This window comes from Mastigocoleus testarum BC008 (assembly GCF_001456025.1).
In the GTDB taxonomy this organism is placed as follows: Bacteria; Cyanobacteriota; Cyanobacteriia; order Cyanobacteriales; family Nostocaceae; genus Mastigocoleus; species Mastigocoleus testarum.
Window position 1 is genome coordinate 85,740 of record NZ_LMTZ01000090.1, and the last position, 26,231, is coordinate 111,970.

The following is a 26,231-nucleotide window of genomic DNA, read 5'->3' on the forward strand; positions in this document are numbered from 1 at the left end:
ATTGCATTGTGTAATCCCTAATGACTAAAACTAGACTTTCTTTTTTACAGATGCTGCTTCCTTGCTTGCTCGCTGTGACAATTATTAATCTCACGCGAACGCCAGCATATTCTAATCAATCAAATAGCAGCAAAATCCGTTTTATTGAACCAACTTTAAACAAAAAACCAGCAAATAGAGGCGCACCAAAAGACCGCAAAGGAGCAGGGACTCGTAGTGAAGAATGTCCTGCAACTAAACTCGATTTTACAGCTTTAGCACCATTGATGCAGATCGGTAAAAAACCAGTTCCAGTTCCCAAAGAAATTGCAGATCCATCTTCAAAATCGGCTTTGGGATTAACTACTTTAGAATATCCAACTTTTTGGTTTTATGTTCCTTATACATCTAATCAAATCAACTCTCTAAAGTTCATGCTGTTGGATGAAGATGATAATCCTATGATAAAAGAACCAATTCGGGTTGATGTACCTCAAAAACCGGGGACTATTGGTATTGAGCTTTCCAAAAGTGCAAAACCTTTAGAAGTCGGAAAGTATTATCATTGGTATTTTTTAGTAGATTGCAATCCCCAAAGTATTTCTGAGGATATAGCTATTGAGGGTTTTGTTAAAAGGATCTCCCTACAACCAGATTTAAAACAAGAATTGGAAGGTGCTACACCACAGCAAAAAGCAAAAATTTATGCTCGAGAAGGTATTTGGCAAGATGCGATCACGATTTTAGCTAAACTTCGTCGTAATAAACCACAGGATACCCCAATATTGAATTATTGGAAAGATTTATTACAATCTGTTGACTTAGATGAGATTGCTAATGAACCAATTCAAGATTGTTGTAGCAATGCGAAACACATTACTAGGAATAAGTAACAAGTAAAAAGTAAGAAGTAATGAGTAATGAGTAAGGATTAATTGGTAACTGTTAACAGTTAACTGATAACTGTTAACTGTTAACTGATAACTGGTAACTGTTAACTGTTAACTGATAACTGATAACTGTCAAAACCAATTTCCTACCAAAACATATGGAGCCCAAAAATATGGGTGTTTCCTATGCTCTAGAAAAACTAATTTTTGGGCTTCACTTAAAGCTTCTGCTTTGCTGATGTTTGGATTTTTGGCTAATTGCCGGTAAAATTCTCCCATCAGTATAGAGGTCGATTCATCGTCAACTCGCCATAGGGAAGCAACTGTACTACGTGCTCCCGAACGTACTGCAATTCCCGCTAGCCCCAAAGCTGCTCGTTTATCTCCCGTTGCTGTCTCACAAGCACTGAGGACGAGCAGTTCAATTGGATTAAGTTTACGAAATCTTTTTCCTTGTGATTCCTCTCTAGTTTGCAGCACTTCTTTTAATTCTTTAGCATCAATTTTCCCATCCCAAGTAAGAATAAAGGTATCTTCAACTTGGGAACTGAATTTACCATGGGTTGCAAGATGAAAAATGGGATAGGAAACAGAAGTAACCTGTTTTTCGATGCTTTTATTGGTAAATGAATCGTTAAGAAGTTTTTGTGAGGGAATTTTAGATTGGATTTTCTCTAATTCTTTAGCGACATGAGGTAAAGCACGAAAACCTTGATGGGGTTCTGTAATTCCACCGGTTAAAGCTTGAAGTTTTTTGTTTTCCTGGGAAGGTGCTACCAATTGCAAACCAGGGGCTAAAGCAAGGCTATATTTTTCTATGAGATAGTGTTCTCCATCATACAAAGCCGCCATGGGGATATTACGCAATAAACCATCCAAGACAAATACTAAATTTTTAATCTGATTTTTTTGTAAGTCTTTTTCTATTGGTTCGATTAACCAGTTGTATACTTCTTGGGAAATTTGCTCGCGATCGCGAAAGGTATAGCGTTGTTGTAATTTTTGACGCAGTAAATTCAGGGTATATTCGACCTCTGTTTGTGGTTGGTTGGTTGTGTAATGGCGAAGTTCTTTAACACGGGATAATTTAACAATTATTTCGATGCGATCGGGCAAAATAATCGGGTAGATGACTGCTGTGGGGATTTTCCCATTATCTACGATTTGATCAATTCTTTTCGGTTCAGCAATGGAACAAGCATCCTGAAAAAAGTTATCAATTTGAGCTAATTGCAATGCTTCAATGACGTCGCGGGCTTGCTTTAAGTTTTTTTGACTGATTTCTTTGACCGAACTAATATCTTTTGAAGATGTAGAAGGTTGTAAAAGTAAGCTTACTAGCTGTCGATATACCGGTTCTACCTCATCCCGAAAATCAAACTGAGTATCCAGATTCAGGGCTATTAAATCGCTGCGTAAGGATTGGAGGGATTCTATCGCTAGGGTATAAGCTTTGATCGCTCCCTGTGAATCTCCTTGCTTCAAAAGTATCCTTCCTAATTGCCATTCCCACTGATATTTAATATCTGACGCATTGATACTCTGAGCAAAACTAAGGGCTGATTCTGTATATTCACGGGCAATTTCCCATTGTTTATTGTATTCATATACTCGAGCGATATTCCCTAAAGCGTAGGATATAGAACGAGCATCTCCAAGTTCCTTGGCTTGTTTCATTGCTTTTGTTAGCAATCGAGCAATATTTTCCAGATCTGGCTGAGTATTTTCCTGGTTGGGGTTTTCTTGCTCTGCAAAACATACTAGGCTTTGGGCAAAATTCACCTTAGCGTAAACTGCACTTGGGCTGGGGTTTAAACTATCAACTTCTGTTTGTAGCGATCGCAATTCTTCTGCTTTTGGTTGTTGCTGTAGCTCTAGTAAAGCCCTCAAATAATTTAATTTTGCCTGTACTTCGCTGAGTTTTGAAGTTGATTTACTGGCACTTTTTTGGTAAGACTTAGCTGACTTTCGATAATAATTTATAGCTTTAGAGTTTTTAGTTTGAGGCTTTTTGGTAATTCCGCCACAATTAAAGGGCGAAGGGTTATCTCCATTTACAGTATTTCTCAACTGACTCCTTCTTCCAAGAAAGAATTCTGTATTACCTAAACTCAATAAAGTTGCGCTTTCTTGTTCGGGGGATCCTAATTTTCGAGCTACTCCCAAACTTTGTTCTAATAGTTCTTGGGAGTCCTCTAAATCTCCATTTGCACGTTTAACATCACCTAAACTACGCAAACCTGCAATTTGAATTTCAGGTTTGTTTTGTTTTTTATGTAAATTTTGTTGGATTTGGTCGAATATTTTTTGCGATCGTCGATAAAAACCTAAGCTTTGTAATGCTGCTATTTCGTTGATTTGGCTCCTAATCTTACCGACTTCATCATTAACTTCACCGTAGATTTTAGCGGCTTGTTTCCAAGATTCAATCGCTTCTTCTGCATTTCCCTGATTTAATTGCAGATTTCCTTGGGTATTAAGAGTCAAAGCAGTCAAAGCTAATTTAATCTTTTTTGCGGGATCGGAATTAAGCTTTAAACCATTGAGCAAGTTAAAGCTATTTTTCACAATCTCAGTTGCTTGGGTTGAATTTCCCTGTTTTTGCTGGGTTAAGGAAAGATAGTTCAACGCCAAAACTTGATTTAAAATATCTCCTTGGGATTGATAGATATTTGCTGCTTGCGTTAATAATTTTGCAGCGAGGGGAAATTTTCCTGACTGATAGAAATTTTTTCCCTGTTGCAGTAATTGTTCTGGGTTTGCTGTTAATTCTGTTTGTTGTACGAGGTTTGTATGTTCGGAGGAAGAAGTTATTTGGGAATTTGCAGGTATCATGTCGATACCCAAACTAAAAAATAATCCCAATAAAACTAACAGAAAAGCTTTTAATCTAAAAGTCCAGGTTCTAACCATAGCGCTGAAGCGCAACTACGAACCATATTATGAGTTATCTGCTGAACACATATCAATTACGAACTACGTTCGTCCGTCAGGACGCGTCTCACTACGAATTACGAATTATTTACAAGACCCCGAACTCCCAAAAATTGGCGGTGTCCCTGCATCAGCAACAAGCACGACTTCTCCCGCTTCGTTGATTATCGCTCTCTGGGCTTGGACTATTTTATTAACGGGTTTATTAACGGTTTCACTAACAATAATATTATTTTCTGTTTTCTCTTCTTTAACCTTACGCTGCGAGGTTTCCCTGGGTACTGGGTTGAGTCGCCAATCTTCCCACAGGTTTTGACGATCTAACACGGTGTTAGGAGAAGGTGGTAAACCGCCCTTTCCAGTAATTGTGAAATTACTCTTACCTCTGAGAGCACAGAAATTCTGGTTAATTAATTGGCTTGCATCAACCACATCGACGTTTACTTTAAGTAGATTTTGGTCGGGTTCTGCATCGGAGTCTTCAATGGTGATGTTTCCACTTTCCTGCTCATTTGCTCCTGTTGCGGTGATATCGCTGGTATTTGAGTTCTCCTCATCTCGGGGTTCGATTCCAAATATACCTTGGGTGTTGAAGATTCTGATATTACCACCACGAAAATTTAGAGAGTCGGCTCTGATATCGCTATTTCCACTGCCAATGATAAAACCATTCTTAGCATTAATTGTGATGTTACCACCAGGGATATTTATTCCAGAAGCGTTGGTGGTAATGCTACTGTTATTACGTAGGATTGAAAGGAGTGAATTGAGGGTGATATTTCCTCCGCCTCCTATGGTGTTAGCGCTGATTTTTCCGTTGTCCAAAAGTATAGAGTCAGCGTCGACTATTAAGGAACCTGCTTCCCCAAAAGCTTCGATATCGCCTAAAATAACATTATCAGGATCTGGTGTTTGACTGTTCAAATTGATTTGAGCCCTATCTCTAACAATCAATTTTTTTGTTGCTATTATCAAGTTTCCAGCATTTCCAGAACCTCGAGTTGAAGTAAGCAAACTGCTAGGAAAAGAACTATATTTTGAGGTTCCAATTAACTCTACAGACTCTGAGGCGTTTATAGTTATGTTTCCTCCTTTACCTGTACCTTGTATACCTTGAGTAACAAAATCAGGTGTTGCTGTGCTGGAGTTTACTAAGATTGCTGAGCCTTCTTGGACACGCAAAATACCAGTATTTATGGTAATATTACCTGCATTTCCAGAACCAAAAGCTCCTGTACTCAGTGTACTGGGACTGATACTACCCCTTGAAGTTTTAAAGCTACCAATTATTTGTACAGACTCGGAAGCATTCACAGTTAAATTTCCCGCTTCGCCTTCTCCTTGAGTAGAAGCATTTGCTCCTGCGCCATTTCGAAGGATTAATTTATTAGCCTCAATTTTTAAGTGTCCACTATCTTTGGTACCAATTGTTATATTTCTTAAAAATACTTCATGACCAGCTATTTCCACTAAATTACCTTTTACCTGAATATTACCTCCACCTTCGCCACTGGTATCCACAATAGAACCAACCGAAGAATTATTAAGATTTCGCCGGATTAGTCGGATATCATGATAACCTTGCACAGTTCCATACCCTAAAACCCAACCTTGGTTTGTCGGATTTAGGTTTACAAAACTGTTTCCAGCGACCGCTCCTAGTTCAATTCTTCCTTCTGATGCTGTTAAGTTTCCGCCCTCTAGGACGATATCACCTCCTATAAGCGCTAAAGTTTTGCCTGTTGGTACCTGTAAGCCAGCGGCTTGACCAAAAGTATTAGTTGCGCCATTAAGACTAGCTTGGGATTGATGGTGGATAGGCGCAGCTGTAGCTCCAAATTGTAAACCAATGGGAACTTTTACTGTTAGCAAAGGTCTAATTTCAGGTTCTGTAGCGCTAAAATTTATATTATCAGCAAATTTAATACTACTGGCTGTACTTCCTACAAATGAACCACCAAGCTTTAAAGAAGCATTAGGACCAAAAACAATACCGTTGGGATTTATTAAAAATAAGTTAGCTGTGCCATTATTACGGATAATACCATCAATATTAGAAATAGACTTTCCTGTTACTCGAGTAATAATATTTTGAATATTTGCAGCATTTTGAAAGCTTGCTGTCACACCAGTAAGTACAGAAAATTCTTCAAAACTGTGGAATAGATTACTTCCAGAAATGGTTCCACCTTCAATAATTCTGTTATTACCTTGTGGTGTCACACGAGAATTATTGGGTAGACTAGTATCCGGGATAATTTGTGCAATTGCATCACTTGGAGAATAAGTGATTGCAGCAACTGTTATGATCCCTAATCCTTTAAACCAGAACCAAAGAGTATTCATCTCAAATATTATACCCTCGTAAGGAAAGTAGAATTAGCAAAACAATGAGGCTCTTCTAGACTGAACATAGTAAATTAGTAGTTTAAAAGAGCTTAAATCCTTAAATGGCAGAGGTTTCAATAAACTTGGGACTTACGCACAATGAACGTATTTCCTTCATTACGAGTGTTAGCTACGAATCTTACGAGATGCCATGATTGCTTCCCTACAATGCGTTACTGTCGAAATGAAAAACCTTCGTTGCATAAGCCCATTGTGTTAAAAAAACAAAACTCGATTTATACCATTAAAAACCTGTGTTTAATGATATAATTTAGATCGTTTGAGTGTATATATTAAACTATCTAAAACCATGGATTGCACTTGATGCACCCGTTAACTAAACAACAACCAAATAACTTAAGTTCTTCACCTATAACTGTCTGCAAACTATCTTTTAGTTCTGATTGATTTATTTCTCTTATTTTATCCAGGTTAAGTACTAACGGAAAACCTACTTCCTGGTCAGATAGTCCATATCTTTTAAAACATTCATTAAACTCAGGTTGGTTTAAGGCTTTTTCCATTAACTGTTGCATTTCTTTTTTGAACTCTTCTAAAACTGTAGAATCCATAATATTTGCTCCTTGAGTTGATTTGATTGGTAAACGTAAAATCGCACCAATTTATATAAAATTGGCTAATAGCAAAAAGGCAAAAATAAAACAATATCCAACTTAAAATAAACCTACTATTAACAAGTAGGATACTTTCTCAATGTAAATATGCGTAAAAGCAAATTACAACTTCAAATACTATTTGAATTAGTTGAATAGATAACCTATGAAAAATAGGTTTCAATTGTTTTTTGTCTCTTCAATAATTAATAGGTATGACCATAATTAACTTATGCACCAATAAGTCATACATTTATCTACCACGAGCAAATTTACTTTACTCGAGATGCATCCAGCCGTTAACCCGATATTCAATGTATTGCTCTTAGCTTTTATATACAAGAGTCCTAGACTACATTTGGTACTTCTAAATAACTGAAATCGCACGATTTAAATTCTGTCATGAAAGTTTGATAAAATCATTTTCACAGGGATTTTAGTACTAGTGTATTGTCACTATAAATTATCAGCTAAGTTTAGATTTAGTTATTGTTTTTAGTATTATCCGTCTGTGATAGAAAATATTAGTTTAAGAGAAAAAATAAGCCAGTGTGGGGGAAATAGTAATTAATATAGTGATATTTGGCGGAATATCATTTCAATAAATATTTATATGCAGGAATTTTTCGTGTACAGAGATGCGAAACTCACCCCGTCATGTCAGTGTGATGGGAAGGGAGTGAGGTTTTATGGGTTTTGGTTGATATAAAAAGTAGACCTTGAGAACGTAAAATAACTATTTGCCTAACAGGGTAGCCATTCAAGATCACCAGTCCTTGAATCAAGATAAATACAACAATCCCCTATTAGTGTTGAAGTATTATTTCCAACAGATGCTACACTACCTTGAATTTTATCTAGTCTAACTGCTACTGGGATTTCCACTACTCCATTTTCTAAATCATATTTTTTCAAAACAGTTGCTAAATCAGGGTTATTCAGCATCTTGCCAATAACTGGTCGGATTTCTTCTTTGAACTGCTCTAATTTTGCATCATCCATAATACTTCCCACCTCTGCTGTTATTTCTGAGGGAGTATCAGCATGAGAAGTATCATTTTGTAAGACTATAGCTGCAGCAACACTACCAGTAGCGACTGCGGTAGTAATAATAAAATCACGCCGTGTCTTGTTTTCTGCCATGATGCACCTTAATTTTTGATACAGAAAGCAAATCTTGAGAAGTTAAAATAATTAAGCATTCTGTTTGCTGTATGTCCTCAAGTTAACATGGCACCAGATTTATTTTGTGATAAAAAATTATTCTTTTTGTAAAGGGATGCAAAGGGAGTTTGCTTAACATCACATTTTGGCTCAATTTTTTTTACGCTTATCCTAGCTTTTCTCACCCTCAAGCCAAACTAGTTAATGTTTATATAGCAATCATATTTGATTTATGAATAGATAAATCCTGTAGAGACGTTGCATGCGACGTCTCTACAGACCCGAAATCATCACTAAAAAACCTTAACTGAACTGTATTGCACTGTAAGCCTTACCTAGTCTGCTTTAGCAGAGTTTGTCTATTAGCCTGGGAATTTATTCCAAGGCGGTTATTGAAACTATTGAAACTGGTGCAAGTTATTAGTAGGTGCTAAACCAAAATCTGTGAGATTGCTTCCCTACACTGCGTTCCGGTCGCAATGACAAAATATATCTTTCAATATTTGGGATCATCCCATCAGTTACAACCAAATTGCTGGGTGCTAAACCAAAATATCTGAGATTGCTTTCCTACACTGCGTTCCGGTCGCAATGACAAATCTTTATCACTTAATTCCTGATTCCTGTAGATAAGGGAAAAATAGATATCCATTGCATCCGTTACTAATCCGCATCCATTACTATCAAATTGCTGGGTGCTAAACCAAAATCTGTGAGATTGCTTTCCTACACTGCGTTCCGGTCGCAATGACAAATCTTTATCACTACTACCTAATCGCCGATCGCCAATCCCCATATGCCGCTTGCGGCGGCACGCAGTGCTATCGCTGATCGCCAATCAAAAATTCCGAAACAGTAATAAAGCAGTTTGCATCGATCCAACCACCAAACCTAAAATTCCCCCCAAAGTGACAATTGCTTGCAACTCATTTTTGACAATTCCCTCGATCGCATTTTCTAAATCAGCAGGAGAAGTTGATTTAACGCGATCGATAATCACTTGGTCTATGGATAAAATCGGAATTGTCTGGATCACAATTTTTTCTAAATCTCTTTCTAAATATCTTTCTAAAACTAAAGCTAACTCTTTGCTGACAACTTCTAAAGAAGAATTAACAACCTCCGAATTACTCAGACGCTTCACCAACAAAACTGCAATATGCTCCCAGTTAAGAGAATCGCTAAACCCCTTTAAAACATCGCTACCACGGGTTTGCAGGTATTGACGAACAGTATCGCGCGTTGTTTTCCGTAATTGACGAACCGTACCTACCGGTAAATTTTGTAAAGATAAATTTTGTAAAAATTCCTTCAGACGTCCTTTCACCTTTAGATCTGCTACTAATTCCTCAATCCGATTATTTGTAGCGTCCTTCTCATCCAAACAATAGGTACGCAAACGAGTCAAACTATTACGCAAACCAAATAAATTTGCAACTACCCAATAAGTACCACTGGTTTTTTCCCGAAAGCTGTCATCAATGGTTTGAATCGTGCGATCCGTCAAAAAATCAACGATCGCCACCCTAATAGTATTTGGAGGTAAAACAACATGAAGCAACCAATCAGCTAGGCGATCAGCTTGTTCCTCACTCAGGGTAAACTCTAACAGAACCTGGTCAAAAATCTGGTTAATTTGGGCTTCCAAAAAATCTTCACGTCGCGCCAAAACCTTTAACAGACGCGGTACAGACTCCCCCAACAAATCCCGTAAAATTCCCGCAACAATTCTGGCTGTTTTTTGTTCCTTATCTAATTGAACTTGATCCAGCGCCATTCTTAACAACCAAAGAATAGCAGCTTGTACCCGTTCCGTTTGTAATAATCGCCGCGCCAGATTTTGAATTTCATCCGGAGTCAGCAGGGAATTCATGATCGTGTTGGAAATATTTTTCGCCAACCGTTCTTGATTGCGGGGAATTAAACCGGGAGTAAAGGGAACCCTTCGACCACCGATATAAATCGCTCGGTAAGGGCGAAACAGCATTTTTATGGCTAAATCGTTAGTGAAATAACCAATAATCCCCCCAGCAACCGGGGGAGTTATATAGAGCCAGATGTTAGACCAATCCACAATATGTCAGGATCTTTTAGAAACGTAAGATGCGCTCAAAAAAAAAGCACAGGAACATACACTATTTTAGGAAAAGTTCTGACGTATCGCTGTAACAGAGTAAGGAGTAAGAAGTAAAAATTAAAAAGTAAAAAGTAAAAAGTAAAAAGTAACTGATAACTTGCTGTAATCCGGCGTGTGTTAAAACGCACTCTCAGCATACCGTGTCCACAAAATATAACTCTTTCCCAGTCTGATTTATCAGACTTATCTATGAGACTGGGAATTTATTCCTAGGTGGTTTATTGGGTCTGTTGAGAATAGTGCAAGCAATCGAGAGTAAGTGACTTATACCAATTCAATAAATGATTGCAACACATTCCTCGGTAGAGAAGTTCAATCGAACGTCTGTAAAAAAATTTATTTGTCGCATTATTTTTCTAAGTTGGTATTACAAAAAATAATTTATTACAGGTTAAAGATAAGGTAAGTTACGCGATCGCTACTCCTTACTCATTACTCATTACTCATTACTCATTACTCACTTCCTCACCACCAAAACCCCCATAAAATCATTTGCGATCGGGTAGTGGACAGCTTGCTCAAAGCCAACTTGAAGAGATAAATTTACCTGCTCCGACCCAATGGGAAAGCGATCCAAACTCGGACTAATATAAGCGTATTCTTCCTTTAAATTCATATTTGTGGCAACATTTACCACAATATTATTGAGATACCATTCCTGAAAACTTCTCATTAAAGGACTCTCGGGACGATGAAAATCCAAAATAGCCGCAGTCGCACCCGGTTTGAGTACCCGATAAATTTCTTTTAAACAAAGACTAATATCCTTTACATTTCTTAAACCATAACCCATGGTCGCAGCATCAAATTGATTATCTTCAAAAGGTAAATCAAGGACATCAGCCTCGATCCAAGCAATTGAAGGCTGAGGATACTGAGATTGGTAACGTTGTTTAGCAATTCCTAGCAACTGCGCAGAAAAATCAACAGCATAGACCTTTCCCGATTTTCCCACCCGGCGCGCCAGACGAAAAGCTAAATCACCGCTACCACAACACAAATCTAAACAAGTATTTCCCCAACTAGCGCGACTCCATTTAACCGTCATTTCCTTCCAGATCCGATGTTGTCCCAAACTCAACCAATCGTTGAGTTGGTCGTAAACAGGAGCAATGCGGTCAAAAATAGAGTGAACTTGATCGTACATGCGATAAAACCTGTGAAAGACGCGATTTACTTGCGTCTACATTATTTACGATCGTGAGCACAACCGAAAACAATCGCTAATAGTTGGGCTGATATATGGATTATTTTGAGTTCCTCGTCTGGTAAAGTGGAGGGCTTTTTCCACTGCAGGGAAAGAACGCCTAAAACTTGGGTTTTATGAATAATTGGAACAATTAAATGAGCTTGGATACCAGTTGTAGCATAATGCTCTACTTGATTGAGTTTTTCATCCTTGGCGATATTCGAGCAAACTTGGATTGTTCCAGTTGCGATCGCTTCTGCAGCCAAGGGATCGGCATCAAGCCAGTTTTTTAAAGTTCCTAATTGGGAGTAGATAGCTTGAGTGGAGAGGAGCTTACCATCTTCTACAAGTTGCAAAATACAACCATCAGCAGCAAAATTTCTTCCGCAAGCCTGGACAATGGGATCGAGGGTTGTATCTACATTAGGTGCAGATTTGGTAATTTCCACCAAACTTTTTAGCAAACCGATTTGAGCATTTGCACGTCGTAATTCTTCCGTTCTTTGTTTGAGTAGATCGTAAGTTTCCGCAGCACGTTGCACCACCGCTTTGAGTTCGTCCGGATCCCAAGGCTTAGTGATATACTTATAAACTTGACCGGCATTAATAGCATCAACTAAGTCTTCAATATCAGTAAAACCAGTGAGAATAATCCGGACAGTATCAGGAAACTGGGGTAATGTTTTACTCAAAAATTCAGTTCCCTTCATCTCTGGCATTCTTTGGTCAGAGATAATAACAGCAACCTCTCCTTCTGTCGCTAAAACATCCAAAGCGCTGATACCACTATCAGCCTTTAAGACCTGAAAATCACGTCTAAAAGTTCGGTAAAGTAGATCGAGATTGTCCGGCTCATCATCTACTACAAGTATTTTTTGTTTTTTTCGTCGTGGTGAAGTCATTAATTGACGACTAATTTGATCGAGTTGGGGGGAATTATCCATAAAGATAAATCTTTATTTATCTATGCTGTTACTGTGATATTCCATACTAGTATAAAGTAATGATTTACATTGATATTAGTGGAATCTGCGGATAACAGCATATTATTTATAGATATTGGTTACATATTTTATAACCGATTTTATAAGCATGTCATTAGTCACTACTTAATTAAAATTTAATATTTGCAATGTACCCGGTAGTAGAAAATGATGTGGATTACACATTTGAGTCCTACAAGCTTTGAGCCTCACAGGTAATCGTAAAACAGCAAAGCTTTAGTAAAACCAAACAACTTGTAAATTGGAAGAAACTTGTAAATTGGTTCTATGACAAATCTACCGCCTAATCCCCAAGATTCAGAGAATTTAACTGAAGCAGAATCTCAACAACTGCTGCAAAAACTGCGGCAAAAACAAGGTAACTGGGTAGAATGGGGCAAAGAAATCGCCAAGTTACAAAAATCAGGTTATAGTCCCCAAATAATTTTTGAGGCAACCGGTTTTGAACCAATTCAACAAAACCAAGTGATTGTTGGCGCACAGGTCTATCATTCTATAGTAAAAGCGAACGCATCAGAAGCAGTACAATCGCACTATTGGGAAAGGGGAAGCGATGTATTGTATGAATTACGTATGCTTACCCAAGAAGAGCGAGCAACAGCGGCTGAATTAACCCATCATCACCAGCTCGATATGGATTCAGCACGGGAAATTGCTAGAGCAATCAAAGATTTTTCTCGTTTACCAAAATTACCGGCTGGTTTTTCCCAACATCCAGGGGATGCAGTTGCTTATCAATGTTGGAAATTAGCTCGTCAGAAATCAGATTTACAAGAACGTTCACGTTTGATTGCTAAAGGTTTAAAATTTGCAGCTTCAGATAGTGCAAGAAAACAAGTAGAACAATTATTAACTGATTTTACCGTTGTTCCAAAGAAACCGGCTCCCCATTTACCTTTGTATCGTCCGGAGTCGGAATCTGACTTACCCCGGTTAGTTGCTGTTGCTGGGGAACTACCTTTATCCCCTTCAGAATTACAAGCAGTTCCCTCATTTAAAGAGGAAGGTGTTTTTGGGATAGTTAAATCTAGTGGTGAACAAACTTGGGTAGCTTTACCAGGTTGGCAAGTTATATTAAATTCTCAAGATCCAGTAGTTATTATTTGTAATAGCGATATACTCCCAACTGATACTCAAACTTCTCCCGAATCAGTATTAGTAGTAATCGATCGCGCCCAAACAGAATGGGATGCTAATAGTTATTTTGCTGTAGAAAATTCTACAGAGGAGAATTCACAAATTGATTTTCAGTGGTTTGAAACACAGCCAGAAGTATCGATACTTGGGCGTATAGTTGTGATTATCCGTCCTAAGAGAATTTTAGATGAAGAAATTACCAAAGATGCTTGGCAAATAGATGAGTAGCGGTCGGAAATTGGGAATTGGGGAGTTGGGGAAAGTGTGGAAAGTGTGGGGAGTGTGGGGAGTGTGGGAGGATGGGGAAGAGAAAATTACTCATTCTTACTCATTACTCATTACTCATTACCCATTACCCATTACCAATTACCCATTACCAATTGCCCATTAATCATAAATAAGTATTTCAAACAACATTATCTACACACTTTGAAACATAAAAATGTTTTCTTCAAGAATAGTTTAAATAAATATAGCTTTACTTTAATATAACTACGTAATTTATGTAAGATAAACTACTACAAACAGCATAATTAAATAACTAAAATAGAATGGAAACCCTGGACAGCAAAGACATCTTCCCAGTCCCACCAGACTGGGTTTTTTTTTCTCAAAATTCTCTCACAAAAGCCTTATGCAGGAGTGAGGAGTTAGAAGTCAGAAGTCAGGAGTTAGAAGTCAGGAGTCAGGAGTCAGGAGTCAGGAGTCAGAAGTCAGGAGTTAGAAGTCAGGAGTTGGAACCCTTAGGCTTAAAACCCCAGAAATGAAAATCTTTTAGATTAAAACCTTGAGATATAAAACCTAACAGTTTAGAACTTTAACATTTAGAACCCTGAAATTTAGAATCCTGAAATTTAGAACCCTGAAACTTAAAACCTTGAAACTTAAAACCCTGAACTTTGAAACCTTGGAAATAACAAACCTTAAACCTAAAGCCTTTAAAATTAAAGCTTTGCAAAACGACACTCACACCTATAATAAATTAAAGCGATTCTAAGCAAATCTCTCCTGAGACATATGGGATGTAACATTAGGTACATCTACTCAACTGAGATAACGAGTAATGCCAGCATAAGCAGGGCGTGTTAGCATTCGTCGCTCGCGGCGCGGTCTAGCGGGACACGTAAGTGTACACAGCGCACAGTAATGAATAAGCTCTGCACATCAAAGTCTGAACCCATCAGCGTATCACCCAACTTCTTACTCTTTACTCGTTACTCTAGAAACTCCTCACGCTCAACAATACTTAGAAATTAACTAGTACATCGCGGCGGAGAGGAGATAAAGCACCTGTTTATAAAAGGTCAAAACTAGAAAAAACAGTATTTTTGAATTTTGACTTATGTCCAGTGGACACTCTATGCTAATGACTTATATCCTACAGACACGCTTCCGCTAATGATTTCCGCACAGGGGTACTAAAGCCAATCTCCATAAAGTGGAATGTCATCCACTTTGATTTCAAATGGTGCTCCTTGACCTTGTGGAGGATAAACTCGGATTTTAGCCTTATTGGTAAATCTTTCAAGACGATTACCCAACTGTGGGATATCGTTGAGTATGTACCAGTAAGTTTCCATGTCTGGACAGTGAATTATCAAAGTCAGAGGTAATAGTTTAATTGCAATTCGCCAACGACAATGAGATAGTAAAACTCGTGTAATGCGATCGCAAGCTTGCAAGAAAAGTTTGGAAGTGAATTCTTCCAATTCTCGACGCAATAGTTGGTCGTTGAGAGACTTACTCTCTGGTGGTAGATCGTCCGGAGAAAGGAAAGATTTTTCCATCTTAATAACCCCTTGGTAGAGTTAAGGACTAGGGATTAGGTATTGGGGATTAGGGATTGGCGTTAGCATAGCGTGACGCGTTAGCAAAGCGTTAGCAAGGTGCAGGGCGTAACGTAAGCACAGACACCTCTGTGTCTATACCGTCATATAGGGATTGGACGAGATATCATTTTCCCAGTCTCCAGTCCCCAGTCCCCAGTCCCCAGTCCCCAATCCCCAATCAAATATAAGTCCGTACCTGTTGGTTATAGCGTTGGAGGCTTTCAAGGTTTTTTTGCAAACTAACAGAACAAGGTTTAAGCAGTAAAGTCTCTAGATCCAGTTGATCTTTAAGCTTCTTAATTTGGTCGCGACAGTGAGAGACATCACCAATAATTGAATTACTAAGTAAATAGTCCTCGTCGTAACAAATATTGTTGCGGTTGAATAACTTGGATTGATTCCTGTTGTTTGGCTGCATTACAGCAGCATTAGCTTGCATTTTTTTGCTGAAGGAGCGAATAAAAGGTAAAGCCTGAGTTAATGCTTCCTCTTGAGTCTCAGCTACAAAGAAGAAACGCGCCAAGATGAATTGTTCCACACCATTAGAATTAATACTGCGATACTTGGCGATGGTTTGCTTTAATCTCTCCAATGCAAATGGAGGTCCCCCCATCAAACCAAAAGAATACTTTGCAGCAAAAGTAATTGCTCGATCGTCTCCGCTAGCTATATAGGTCGGAATTGGTTTTTGTACGGGTTTTGGATGAACCGTTACTCGATCGCATTGATAATATTGCCCATTAAAGGTTACTTCAGTTTCATATAAAAGTTTATGAACCAACGCCATTGCTTCTAATGCTTTGGTACGAGATTCACTCATATCCGTGGCAAAATGTTTATACTGCTCAGGGAAAGGTCCACCTTTAGCAATACCGAGGGCTAATCTTCCTTGAGATAAATTATCAAGGGTAGCGAGATCTTCGGCGACACGAATAGGGTTATGAAACGCTAGCAACACTGCTGCTGAGCCTAACCGGATAGTCGATGTCATCCCCGCCAAATGAGCCAATAGCACCAAAATCGAAGGACTGAGATTAAAGTCATTGAAATGACGTTCTGCAACCCAAGCTTCTTCAAAATCTAGAGTTTGGGCATATTTTACCAGCGACACCTGCTCCTCTATGGCACGACGGGTATCCTGATGATAATTTTCGTAGTTACAGAAAATTCCGGTTTTCATTATTTGCGATCGCCGTTTTTTTAGACTTCAAGCAAATGCAAATCGAACCACAAACGCGGATCTGCATGTTTTAATTTTGACATTGGATCTCGCAAGAGGCGGGAAGAATTTAAAAAAACTACCTGAGCTAATCCCATATTTTCTGCGATTTCTCTGAAAATATTCTTTTTTGTTTCTATATAGGGCAACATTTCCTCACAACAATAAATCCCTATATATCGCAGACGTTTTTTTGGTCTGCCCCAATAACTAGTTATTACTTTCACATAGCAGCCATCTAGTAACTTACCAATTTTTGGATAATACAGATCGACAAGCCTTGTGAATTCTTTGGCTAGGATGTCTTCTTTAATCATTACAAAACATCTTTATGTAGCGCCTATCACAATATTAATATAGCATATTATTATCTTGAATTATCTACAATTAAATATGTTTTTATGCTTATTTTTTTCTAAATTTTTTATTAAATAGTTGCTTCTCAATATTTAATTATTCGCTCACAATAAAAACTAATATATCCTATTATTTATTCTTATTTTATGTTTTATATTTTGATGGATAATGGTCATAGTTTAATGGGAATAATATAATTTTGTATTGATATTTTTTACACTTTGTCAGCAAGCCTATATAAAGAGTATTCTACAAAATAAAAGTTATATTTAAGGCTTTACAGCTTGAGATAAAATAAACACATAGTTTGAAAGATCCTAGATTTATTCAATAAGTTTATTCAATAAGTTTATTCAGAAATAAAAGCAATTTTTTAGAAATATAAAAATAACTTTTATAAATTTTAAAATTGTATAAAATTCCTCCCTCGGGGGAGGTTAGGAGGGGGTTAGTTATTCTTAGGGAGGCTAGAAGGGCGTTAGTTAGGCTAGGAGGGGGTTAGTTATTCTTCCGGGAATTAGGTCACCTCTATCAATGCACCTACCCAAAATTAATATATCTATAATTTTTATAATTTTTAGGACTTACGCATTGACAGAATGAGGAAAATATGAGGTATGTATTTGAGGTATTAAACATCAATTTTCCGATACCTTTTATGCAATTACTTTAATTATGGAATTATTGACAATAGTCTGAAACAACGTATTTTCGTTCATTTAGAGTAGTAAATTTGTACGATGCGTAAGTCCTAATTTTATTATTCTTACCTTCATAGCAGTGACGAGAAATATCACAAATATTTCTTTAATTATTCCGATATAAATATAAAGTAACTAAAAAAAGCTGTGTAGAGAAATTCAGGTACAAGGCTTATTCACAATAAACATGAAGTACTTATTAAAGCTCCAAATATCATTATGCATCGAAGAACTGAAGTATACTTCATTTTCTTGTCTATTCCCTGTTCCCTGTTCTCTATTTCCCAAACTGAAAAATTTGATATCTTACCTAATTTCAAGCCACTGTAAACTATCGCATATTGCGTTCTGCTGCTAACATTTGCGCAATTAATTCAGGTAAGCTTTCAAGGTCTGTATTATTTTCCGTGACAGGTATAGGAGAATTAAATGTATAGCTTGGGTCACATTCTCCATTATCATATACTTGCAAGTGCCATCTGTCTGGCAAACCTTCTATTCCAAGCTCGACAACATACCAACTAACACCCAAAAGACGAGAACTAAATATGGTAAACCATCCCTGATATTTTTCTGGGATACTCCACTCAGACATCAGAAACTCTAATGCTATTTTCGCTGCGTCAGTTGAATTTAATAGCATTACTAATTACCTTTTTTAGAACCTTCAGAAATATCGGGATATAACCCCAGTTCTTTGGAGAGTTCGCGAGCAACATGAATTAAGAATTTTGCTCCTTCTTGGTTACCCTCATGAGCAAATATTGTTGCAACTCTTAGGGCTGTACGAATAAAATCAGCATCAATTAATCCTGAATTAGCTTGCAAGACTTCTGGTTCTTCACCATTAGGAGCCTTAAGTAATTTATCGATTAATTGAAAATATTCGTTCTGACGTTCTGCTGGTATCTGTAGATTGGGATTTTCTTGTGTCATTTTTTTTGGGAGATTATAGTACTATCGGGTCAAAATTTACATGAAGTAATTGACCAGATAAATAATCGTGATTATGACTGATTATCCTATTTCTACATTTTTGAAAATGTACATTAGTAACTTAATAATGACTGTGGTAAATTCTCTCTAATTTTTCAATTATTTTCTGTCGTTCAGTTGCGCGGTATTCTAAATATCCATCAACTAAAAATACTAATACCCCTAAAAAAAGTAGGGAAAATCCAAATACTAATCCTAAAATATTAATAAATTGAGCATATTGCGAGCACATGAATACCTTTTCTAGAAGATTAGTATTACTGCAAAGTAAACTATTACTCGCAATAAGTTTGAGATGTTGTTGCCAAACTACAGAAAATACTAACAATCCTGGCATACATACCACAAAACTGATAAATGCAACCTTGATAGGTTGTAAAATATTACATTTCATTATGAGCTTACCCCAAAGTATTTTTACTCATAGGTTTGATAGTAGCGAGTAATATTATGAGTAATATTTTCCCTTGAAATATAATCTCTGGAAATATACGAATACAACAAGAATTAATTAAATTAAAATACTGCTTCTTGCTGCCCATACTTGCTATTCAATATACAATAATTATATTTTTAAAAAAAATGGTATGTTAGTCAATAACATATATGACTTCTTAGATATAAATAAGCTTTAAACCATGCCTGTAAGGATTTAACTTAACTTTAGAAGAGAATTAAGAAATCCCCCCCGTAAAGGGGGGTAGAGGGGAATCTCTGCGTAAATCCTACCGTTTTTATATCAGCTGCCTGACAATACAATTTTTTACAGTTGGCAGATTAAGATTATTAAATTAATTAAATCTGTACTCAAAGTTTGGAACTCTCACCAAATAACCAGCAAAAAAAACTATCGGGTATGGGTACTAGTAATTTATCGCTATGGAACTAGTCTTTTGGGATAGTGGTTTGAGAATTACTGTACTCAAGTTGAATAGACCTAACTTATGCTATTTAAGTACTTACGACCCTCTTATCTTCGTAAATCACCTGTACTCATTACATGAATTAAAGTTGTGAATGTACACTCTATCATTAGTAAAAATGTCTAAAGTTTTACGAAAAATATTGAACTATGTCAGCTTGTCTGATTCTTTATACAACATCTATTTTTATATTCCGGCCAAATTATAGTATTAAAGATGAAAAATATTGGAAGTAAAAATAGTGTAAATCAAAATATTAAATTCAATACATCTGAGAAGTCTCGCAAATTTTATATGCATTGAAAGTACTTTCTATTTTAGATTAAATGTTAAGAGTTAACTGTTAAGCAATTTAGATGTTCAAAAACTATACGTAATCCTTACTTGTGGATGTTCTATTATTGGTAGAAATTGCTGTAATGTAAAAAATGATATGAAATAAAAATCGTTTGAACATTAGTTAGATTATTAAATCTATAATTTAAGGGGTTCTAAAAATGCGCATTGCTAAAGACGTAACAGAACTAATTGGAAAAACTCCTTTGGTTGAGTTAGGAAAAATTCCTCAAAGTGAAGGATGCGTCGCCAGAATTGTTATTAAACTTGAAGGTATGAATCCTGCAGCTTCCGTCAAAGATAGAATTGCTGCGAGCATGATTAACGCTGCAGAAGCAGAAGGTTTAATCGAACCAGGAAAAAATACTTTAGTCGAACCAACATCTGGAAATACCGGAATTGGACTCGCGATGGTTGCAGCAGCACGAGGTTATCGTTTAATTTTGACAATGCCAGAAAGTATGAGCATGGAAAGACGAGCGATGTTGCGTGCTTATGGAGCAGATTTAGAATTAACACCAGCTAGTGAAGGGATGCGCGGTGCAATTGATAAAGCTAAAGAAATCGCCGAAAAGACGGACAATGCTTTTATTTTGCAACAATTCCGCAACCCTGCAAACCCAAAAATTCATCGTGAAACCACCGCAGAAGAAATTTGGAGCGATACAGACGGCGAAGTAGACTTTCTTGTTGCGGGTGTCGGTACCGGTGGTACAATTACCGGAGTTGCAGAAGTACTCAAAAAACGTAAAAGTACTTTTAAAGTTATTGCAGTTGAACCAACAAATAGCCCAGTGCTTTCCGGTGGACAACCGGGACCACACAAAATTCAAGGTATTGGTGCTGGATTTGTTCCAGAAGTGCTGCGTCAAGATTTGATTGATGAAGTAGTCACTGTTAGTGATGAAGAAGCAATGATTATGGGTAGACGTCTAGCGCGAGAAGAAGGTTTGTTATCTGGTATTTCTTCTGGTGCTGCTTTATGTGCAGCGATTAAAATAGCTCAGCGTCCGGAAAATGCTGGACGTTTGATTGTTGTGGTTCAACCATCCTTTGGGGAGCGTTATCTTAGTACTCCAATGTTTCAAGATTTAGGGAAACAAGTTACCAGGGTCGTTTAATTGGTAATTGGTAATTGGTAATTAATGATTGCTAGTTGGTAATTGAGAATTGCTAATGGGGGAATGGAGAATAGGTAGGTTAAAGAAGAAAATGAATTATTGTAGATAATAAATAAATTTGTTAAATCTTCTTTCGAATCTAAATTTTTCCTTCTCATTCCCCCGATATATGACAGGTTGGTGAAAGTAAAGTAAGCATTCATCAAGCCTAAGAACTAAATAATAAAATACTTCTAAGTTTTGACTTTTTACTTATGTCCTACGGACACGCTATGCTAATGACTTCCGCGCAGCATTAATATTTATTTATAAGGCATTAATCCTAAACCTTTGATTACTAATAGTATGGCGTAGATTAACATAAATCCAGAAAATAAATTTTTATAAAAGTTTTGGGAGGTATTGGTAAACAAAAATTTTCCTAAAGTTAAGTAGATAGTGGCAGCAGCCAGAGAAAGTAATAATATATCAATGGAAAAAACTTCTGGCTGAAATATTGCCAGGACAATGATTTGAATAGTTGCAAAAAATAAATAACAAAAAGCTACACAATTAAGAACTTTTTCTTTACTGGTATACTGACTGCTGGAAAAAACAGAAAGTAATGCTCCACCCATATTAGTAAAACCATGTACGACCCCCATGATAACCAAAAATGGTTTTTGGAATTTCAAAACTACTTCCTGCATCTTTTTTTCAAAGGAAGGTACTGTTCTAAGTAGTAAAGAAAGAATCAGGAAAATCGCAATCCCAAATTCTAGTTTTAGCTTGACCTGCGCGTACAAATAATAACTTAAAGATAGGACAACAAAGGGAAGACAAAATATTATAAAGTTCATTGCCATTTTCCGATCTATGTTGTCGCGGTCTTTAAACAATTGCAAAGAACTGATGGTAATTGATGGAGGTAAAAGAGTGGCTAAAGTAAATGAAAAGTCATTCCCTAATAGCAACATGGTGGGAGTACCAAATACTAGCAATCCCATTCCAAATAAGGATTGAATCGCAGAAAAAACTAATACAACAATTGCTGTTGTAAACATAAAGCGCCTCTTAAAGTTATAGAAATTACAGTTCTATTACCTTTTGACATATGAATCAATTTTTTTTTGATAAAAATGAACGCCAAAATTTCTAGGTAGGATAGTGGCAAACTTCTCCAAACCACTAACTTATAAAGGTGAGACTTTCTGGAGACTTAGTTGTCAAATTAATTAGTGAAACAACGATACTATGTCTATTTTATACTTATTTAGCGATAATTACTGCTTTTTCTTTCCATGCACTTAATTCTATCTATGCAAATAAGTCAAAGTCTATACCTATCAAGAAATAAAAAATATTGATGATGATAGATGACGCATAATTAGCAGATATTTTCTAGCTACCAGAAACATATCTTGTTATTTGCTATATATAAAAAATAAATCTATGAGTAGATTTTTAAAGTATTTGCTAATATTCAGAATTTATGCTGAAAGGTACACGTAAAAATTTAATTTATATTTTTTCGACTGAATCATATTAAAAATGTATTAGTATGATTCATAGAAAGTATTTTAGCTAAAAATTTTCTTTGGAGTATTAGTATCCCCAGTAAGGTAAATAATAGTCAGATGAAGTTTTCAGCCTGTCGATGCTTGAAGTATTTTATCCGCTTAAAATTTTCATAGTACTGAAAAGGTGGAAAATGGCTTTATTTATTATAAATTAGCAAATTTTGCTGTTTTTACTGATTAATTATTTGTGCTTTAGAGTTTCATCATCGAGTTAATAACTGTTAATAAAAAAAACATAGTATACCCAAATAAAAAATAGTAAAATAGATTGATTCGTTTGTGTTTGTTGCGAGTTTGCAAAACTGACTAATAATATGAGTACACTATTTGAGCGAATTGGTGGTGAAGCAGCAGTCGAAGCTACAGTAGATAAATTCTATCTTAAAATTATGGGAGATAAACGAATCAATCATTTTTTTGCTGGGGTAGATATGAAGAAACAGCGGGAAAACCAGGCAGCTTTTCTAATGTTTGCATTTGGTGGTAGTGCCTACTATAGAGGTCGTTCACTACGGACTGCACACCATAAATTAGTCGAACAATGTGGATTGAAAGACGAACATTTTGATTTTGTATTTGAACATCTAGTTGCAACCCTAAAAGAGTTAAGTGTCGCAGAAGAATTAATTCAAGAAGTTGGTAAAAACCTAGAATCAGTTAGAATCTACATACTTAATAGATAAGTATTACTCAACCAGATTTTTTAGAGATATTTGCATTAATTTTAGGATTAAGATAAATTAAATAGCTGAGTAAATAATCAATAATATAACGAGAGTAAAAAAGTAATATTTACTCTTAAATATCACATTTTCACTTGATGATTTGGAGAAAATTCATCAAAAATAAAACTTGCTATAGATTTTCAATTTTATATAAATAAGCTTATAGTTTTATTCTATTGAAGTTGAATTTATTTTGTAAATAATTCACTTCTAAAGAGATATTTTATAAGTTTGATATTTTATAGGTTTGTAAAGATAAGTTTGAAAGCCAAGCTTGCAATTTAGTGACTTTGGTGTGTATAGTCAAAGTCGCCTATTGCTTTAATGTGTATTTTTATCGGATATCGATTCGGATAAATTTTGATTTAACAAAATCTTGAATCTTAAGGTTGAATATTAAATATATTATCCAGTAAGTGCTTGTTTGTTTTTTTGTCTATTTCTCCGCGCGCCAAAATTGTCATACTAAAAACTGTCGCGCTGTTCTATAGTTACTAACGAATGAAATCTGTATAATCCAAGATCGCTATAAAAATGTGAGTGTGAGTGATGTTGTTGAAATGGCAAAAAACACCGGGTTTGAGACTCGCGGTGGTTACAACGATCGCATTTTTCATTATCTGTTTAATTTTGACAGTGCATCGTTATTTCAGTTTTTATGCTTCTTTCGATCAGGGAATTTTTAATCAGGTTTTTTGGAATAATCTTCACGGTCGCTTTTTTCAGAGTTCTCTCTCTTCAAGTCTTTCCACTAATGTTGTCCATGCTGGGGAAATCGCAAAGGTTTACTACCACCGTCTTGGACAACATTTTACCCCAGCTTTATTGATATGGTGGCCAATTTATGCGTTATTTCCCACAGCAGCAACTTTAGCAGTATTACTAGTTGTGTTAATTACTGCTGGGGGTGTGGTTTTATATTTTTTGGCGCGGGAATATTTGGAACCACCATTAGCGGGAATGATTACTGCTAGTTACTATGCTGCAAATGCAGTAATTGGTCCGACCTTGTGTAATTTCCATGATATTAGCCAGATTCCTCTATTTATTTTTAGCCTACTGCTAGCGATGGAAAAGCGTTGTTGGTGGTTATTTTGGCTGCTAGCAATTTTAATTTTGGCTGTGCGGGAAGATGCTGGGGTGAGTTTATTTGGTGTTGGGGTTTACATGGTTTTGAGCAAACGCTTCCCTCGCGCTGGACTAGCTGTTTGCACCCTTAGTTTTGGTTATATGGTATTGCTGACCAATGCAATTATGCCAATATTTTCCGAGGATATTTCCAAACGGTTCATGTTGGAAAGGTTTGGACAGTATACCGACGCTCAAGAAGCATCAACTCTAGATATTATCTGGGGAATGGTTAGTAATCCTTGGCGATTAATTGTAGAACTAGTTACTCCAGTTGACAGAACTATTAGATACTTGCTCGGTCAATGGTTACCCTTAGCTTTTATCCCTGCAATTTCTCCACCTGCTTGGGCGATCGCTGGTTTTCCATTACTAAAACTATTTTTGGGTAAGGGTCAGTCAGTATTAGCAATTACTATTCGTTACGCTTTGAGCGTGGTTCCTGGTTTATTTTATGGTGCAATTATTTGGTGGTCAAAACATCCCAATAAATTTAAACAACCATTGTTTCGTCGTTTTTGGGTTGCTTGTATTTCTTTATCCATATTTTTTAGTTTTACGTCTAACCCCAACCAAACATTTTATTTTGTTATCCCCGACTCAATTAAACCTTGGGTGTACGTATCTTTACCAGAACAATGGCGTCATGTAGCTGCTATGCGTCCTTTGATAGCGCAAATTCCTGCAGAAGCGAGCGTTTCTGCTACAACTTATATTGTTCCTCATCTTTCCAGTCGTCGAGAAATTCTCCGCTTACCCATGCTCAAACTGGAAAACGATGAGCGAAAAGTGATACAGGTTGATTATGCCATAGCCGATATTGGGCGACTGCAGAAATATCAAGTAGCATTTAAAGGCGATCGCCATCAGCTAGAAAGAATAGTTAAACTTATCGATCAAGTAACGACGGATCGGGAATACGGGGTAATTGGTTTTGAAGACGGTGTTATTTTACTGAAAAAAGCTACCGTAGATAACGAGCAAGCACGCGTTGCTTGGAATGATTTTCGCCAAAAACTATCGGTCTGATAACGCAAGTTGCTAGTGCTTTATTCCATTACTTTTGAGGAGTTTGTAGTTGGGCTTTAACCCATTAAAGCCTTAGCATTACGGTGCTAAAGCACTACTACGAACCTTACCTTATCAAGCAAGATTAATGCGATCAAGTATTAGTAAAATCTTGTAAAGACTTACCATACTAAGTCTCTATAAAATTTTGCAACTAAACAAAGCCTGAATAAAATCGATAAAGTTTACATAGCCCCAGAATTACAAGTACTAAGGTTTTATAGAGTCAGCCATAACAAAGTAACAAATGAGACGTATTATAACTATCTCTCTATACTTGTCATTTTTTACTCCTGACTCAAATTTTTCATCATGAAAAGTAGAATATTACTTTTAGTAGTGTTAAAACTACTTTTAGTTATGCAAGATTACTTACTCACGGGAAGAAAATGCTTTTGTAGAAATTAAATAATTTAGACTTTCCATTCTCTTCATTCCTCCCCTAATGCTGAGGTATCGCTTCCGCTAAGGGGAGGTCAGGATGGGTTAGCTTTGGGGAGGTTAGAAGGGGGTTAGCCTTCTGGAAGATTAGGGGGGTTGGGGAGTTTAGGAAGAGGTTTTACTTACGAATATTAGTACAACTTCAGCGCTAGCCTAAAACTTTAGGTTTTATATTTCCGTGTTTGGCGAAGCATGCCGTGATTATTACTACAAGCTATCGAAAATACTTGTAGAAAAGGCTCTGTACTTCTAGGTCAAGCTTTGCAACTAATCTTGTTTCAGTTTGTATTGACCTTGTTTTGAAATTGTCTGGAATTTTGAACTTGTCTGGAATTTTGAACTTGTCTGGAATTTTGAACTTGTCTGGAAAAATTCTTGGTTCGGATTGGAAA

Annotated in this window: 23 protein-coding genes; 7 read left to right on the plus strand and 16 right to left on the minus strand. The window is 36.6% G+C overall.

Going from position 1 to position 26,231, the window contains the following annotated elements:
• Positions 1–20: 20 nt before the first annotated feature.
• Positions 21–872: a DUF928 domain-containing protein gene (locus BC008_RS17505; protein ID WP_058183727.1), complete on the plus strand. Its 852-nt coding sequence runs from the start codon at positions 21–23 to the stop codon at positions 870–872.
• A 129-nt stretch (positions 873–1,001) separates the two neighbouring features.
• On the opposite strand, the gene BC008_RS17510 is transcribed toward BC008_RS17505, so the two are convergent.
• The 8 genes from BC008_RS17510 to BC008_RS17545 all read right to left on the minus strand — a co-directional run bounded on the left by BC008_RS17510 (position 1,002) and on the right by BC008_RS17545 (position 12,239).
• Complete coding sequence (locus BC008_RS17510) at positions 1,002–3,782, minus strand: CHAT domain-containing protein (RefSeq protein ID WP_027842940.1); 2,781 nt, start codon at positions 3,780–3,782, stop codon at positions 1,002–1,004.
• Positions 3,783–3,887: 105 nt separating this feature from the next.
• Positions 3,888–6,149 carry a two-partner secretion domain-containing protein gene (locus tag BC008_RS17515; protein ID WP_036265242.1) on the minus strand — a complete coding sequence of 754 codons (2,262 nt, stop codon included), beginning with the start codon at positions 6,147–6,149 and terminating at the stop codon, positions 3,888–3,890.
• 344 nt (positions 6,150–6,493) lie between these two features.
• On the minus strand, positions 6,494–6,763 hold the full coding sequence (locus tag BC008_RS17520) for a hypothetical protein (protein ID WP_027842939.1): 270 nt from the start codon (positions 6,761–6,763) through the stop codon (positions 6,494–6,496).
• Between the two features lie 786 nt (positions 6,764–7,549).
• Positions 7,550–7,948 carry a ubiquinol-cytochrome c reductase iron-sulfur subunit N-terminal domain-containing protein gene (locus BC008_RS17525; RefSeq protein ID WP_027842938.1) on the minus strand — a complete coding sequence of 133 codons (399 nt, stop codon included), beginning with the start codon at positions 7,946–7,948 and terminating at the stop codon, positions 7,550–7,552.
• A gap of 538 nt (positions 7,949–8,486) precedes the next feature.
• On the minus strand, positions 8,487–8,807 hold the full coding sequence (locus tag BC008_RS17530; RefSeq protein WP_153009611.1) for a hypothetical protein: 321 nt from the start codon (positions 8,805–8,807) through the stop codon (positions 8,487–8,489).
• Complete coding sequence (locus tag BC008_RS17535; RefSeq protein WP_027842937.1) at positions 8,808–10,043, minus strand: DUF445 domain-containing protein; 1,236 nt, start codon at positions 10,041–10,043, stop codon at positions 8,808–8,810.
• A gap of 520 nt (positions 10,044–10,563) precedes the next feature.
• On the minus strand, positions 10,564–11,253 hold the full coding sequence (ubiE, locus tag BC008_RS17540) for a bifunctional demethylmenaquinone methyltransferase/2-methoxy-6-polyprenyl-1,4-benzoquinol methylase UbiE (protein ID WP_027846780.1): 690 nt from the start codon (positions 11,251–11,253) through the stop codon (positions 10,564–10,566).
• Positions 11,254–11,294: 41 nt separating this feature from the next.
• On the minus strand, positions 11,295–12,239 hold the full coding sequence (locus BC008_RS17545) for a response regulator (RefSeq protein WP_027846779.1): 945 nt from the start codon (positions 12,237–12,239) through the stop codon (positions 11,295–11,297).
• Between the two features lie 327 nt (positions 12,240–12,566).
• Here BC008_RS17545 and BC008_RS17550 point away from each other — a divergent pair, with 327 nt between their 5' ends.
• From BC008_RS17550 to BC008_RS17555, 3 genes are all read left to right on the plus strand, one after another.
• On the plus strand, positions 12,567–13,664 hold the full coding sequence (locus BC008_RS17550) for a RuBisCO accumulation factor 1 (protein ID WP_027846778.1): 1,098 nt from the start codon (positions 12,567–12,569) through the stop codon (positions 13,662–13,664).
• A complete protein-coding gene (locus BC008_RS49525) occupies positions 13,657–13,827 on the plus strand; it encodes a hypothetical protein (protein ID WP_161938127.1) in 171 nt (56 codons plus the stop codon). The genes BC008_RS17550 and BC008_RS49525 overlap by 8 nt, the downstream gene beginning before the upstream one ends.
• Positions 13,828–13,987: 160 nt before the next feature.
• The gene (locus BC008_RS17555) at positions 13,988–14,203 is read left to right on the plus strand and encodes a hypothetical protein (protein ID WP_058183729.1); all 216 of its coding nucleotides are present in this window, start codon (positions 13,988–13,990) and stop codon (positions 14,201–14,203) included.
• Positions 14,204–14,854: 651 nt separating this feature from the next.
• Here BC008_RS17555 and BC008_RS17560 read toward each other — a convergent pair.
• The 6 genes from BC008_RS17560 to BC008_RS17585 all read right to left on the minus strand — a co-directional run bounded on the left by BC008_RS17560 (position 14,855) and on the right by BC008_RS17585 (position 18,932).
• Positions 14,855–15,223, minus strand: coding sequence for a hypothetical protein (locus BC008_RS17560; protein ID WP_027846754.1), 369 nt, complete (start codon positions 15,221–15,223; stop codon positions 14,855–14,857).
• A gap of 220 nt (positions 15,224–15,443) precedes the next feature.
• Positions 15,444–16,445, minus strand: coding sequence for an LLM class flavin-dependent oxidoreductase (locus tag BC008_RS17565; protein ID WP_027846753.1), 1,002 nt, complete (start codon positions 16,443–16,445; stop codon positions 15,444–15,446).
• Between the two features lie 20 nt (positions 16,446–16,465).
• Positions 16,466–16,801 carry a hypothetical protein gene (locus BC008_RS17570; protein ID WP_027846752.1) on the minus strand — a complete coding sequence of 112 codons (336 nt, stop codon included), beginning with the start codon at positions 16,799–16,801 and terminating at the stop codon, positions 16,466–16,468.
• 1,072 nt (positions 16,802–17,873) lie between these two features.
• Positions 17,874–18,185: a hypothetical protein gene (locus BC008_RS17575; RefSeq protein ID WP_027845394.1), complete on the minus strand. Its 312-nt coding sequence runs from the start codon at positions 18,183–18,185 to the stop codon at positions 17,874–17,876.
• A gap of 2 nt (positions 18,186–18,187) precedes the next feature.
• Positions 18,188–18,478: a hypothetical protein gene (locus tag BC008_RS17580; protein ID WP_036267299.1), complete on the minus strand. Its 291-nt coding sequence runs from the start codon at positions 18,476–18,478 to the stop codon at positions 18,188–18,190.
• 121 nt (positions 18,479–18,599) lie between these two features.
• Positions 18,600–18,932: a hypothetical protein gene (locus BC008_RS17585; protein ID WP_153009612.1), complete on the minus strand. Its 333-nt coding sequence runs from the start codon at positions 18,930–18,932 to the stop codon at positions 18,600–18,602.
• 1,026 nt (positions 18,933–19,958) lie between these two features.
• Here BC008_RS17585 and cysK point away from each other — a divergent pair.
• Positions 19,959–20,918 carry a cysteine synthase A gene (gene cysK / locus BC008_RS17590; RefSeq protein ID WP_027845392.1) on the plus strand — a complete coding sequence of 320 codons (960 nt, stop codon included), beginning with the start codon at positions 19,959–19,961 and terminating at the stop codon, positions 20,916–20,918.
• Here the strand turns inward: cysK and BC008_RS49530 are convergent.
• Together BC008_RS49530 and BC008_RS17600 are read right to left on the minus strand one after the other, a co-directional pair.
• Positions 20,915–21,076 carry a hypothetical protein gene (locus BC008_RS49530; RefSeq protein ID WP_161938128.1) on the minus strand — a complete coding sequence of 54 codons (162 nt, stop codon included), beginning with the start codon at positions 21,074–21,076 and terminating at the stop codon, positions 20,915–20,917. The genes cysK and BC008_RS49530 overlap by 4 nt on opposite strands.
• 144 nt (positions 21,077–21,220) lie before the next feature.
• Positions 21,221–21,961 carry a TSUP family transporter gene (locus BC008_RS17600; RefSeq protein WP_027845391.1) on the minus strand — a complete coding sequence of 247 codons (741 nt, stop codon included), beginning with the start codon at positions 21,959–21,961 and terminating at the stop codon, positions 21,221–21,223.
• An 830-nt stretch (positions 21,962–22,791) separates the two neighbouring features.
• Here BC008_RS17600 and BC008_RS17605 point away from each other — a divergent pair.
• Both BC008_RS17605 and BC008_RS17610 read left to right on the plus strand, forming a co-directional pair.
• Positions 22,792–23,160 carry a group I truncated hemoglobin gene (locus BC008_RS17605; protein WP_027845390.1) on the plus strand — a complete coding sequence of 123 codons (369 nt, stop codon included), beginning with the start codon at positions 22,792–22,794 and terminating at the stop codon, positions 23,158–23,160.
• Between the two features lie 591 nt (positions 23,161–23,751).
• Positions 23,752–25,359, plus strand: coding sequence for a DUF2079 domain-containing protein (locus BC008_RS17610; RefSeq protein ID WP_027845389.1), 1,608 nt, complete (start codon positions 23,752–23,754; stop codon positions 25,357–25,359).
• The last annotated feature ends 872 nt before the right edge of the window (positions 25,360–26,231 follow it).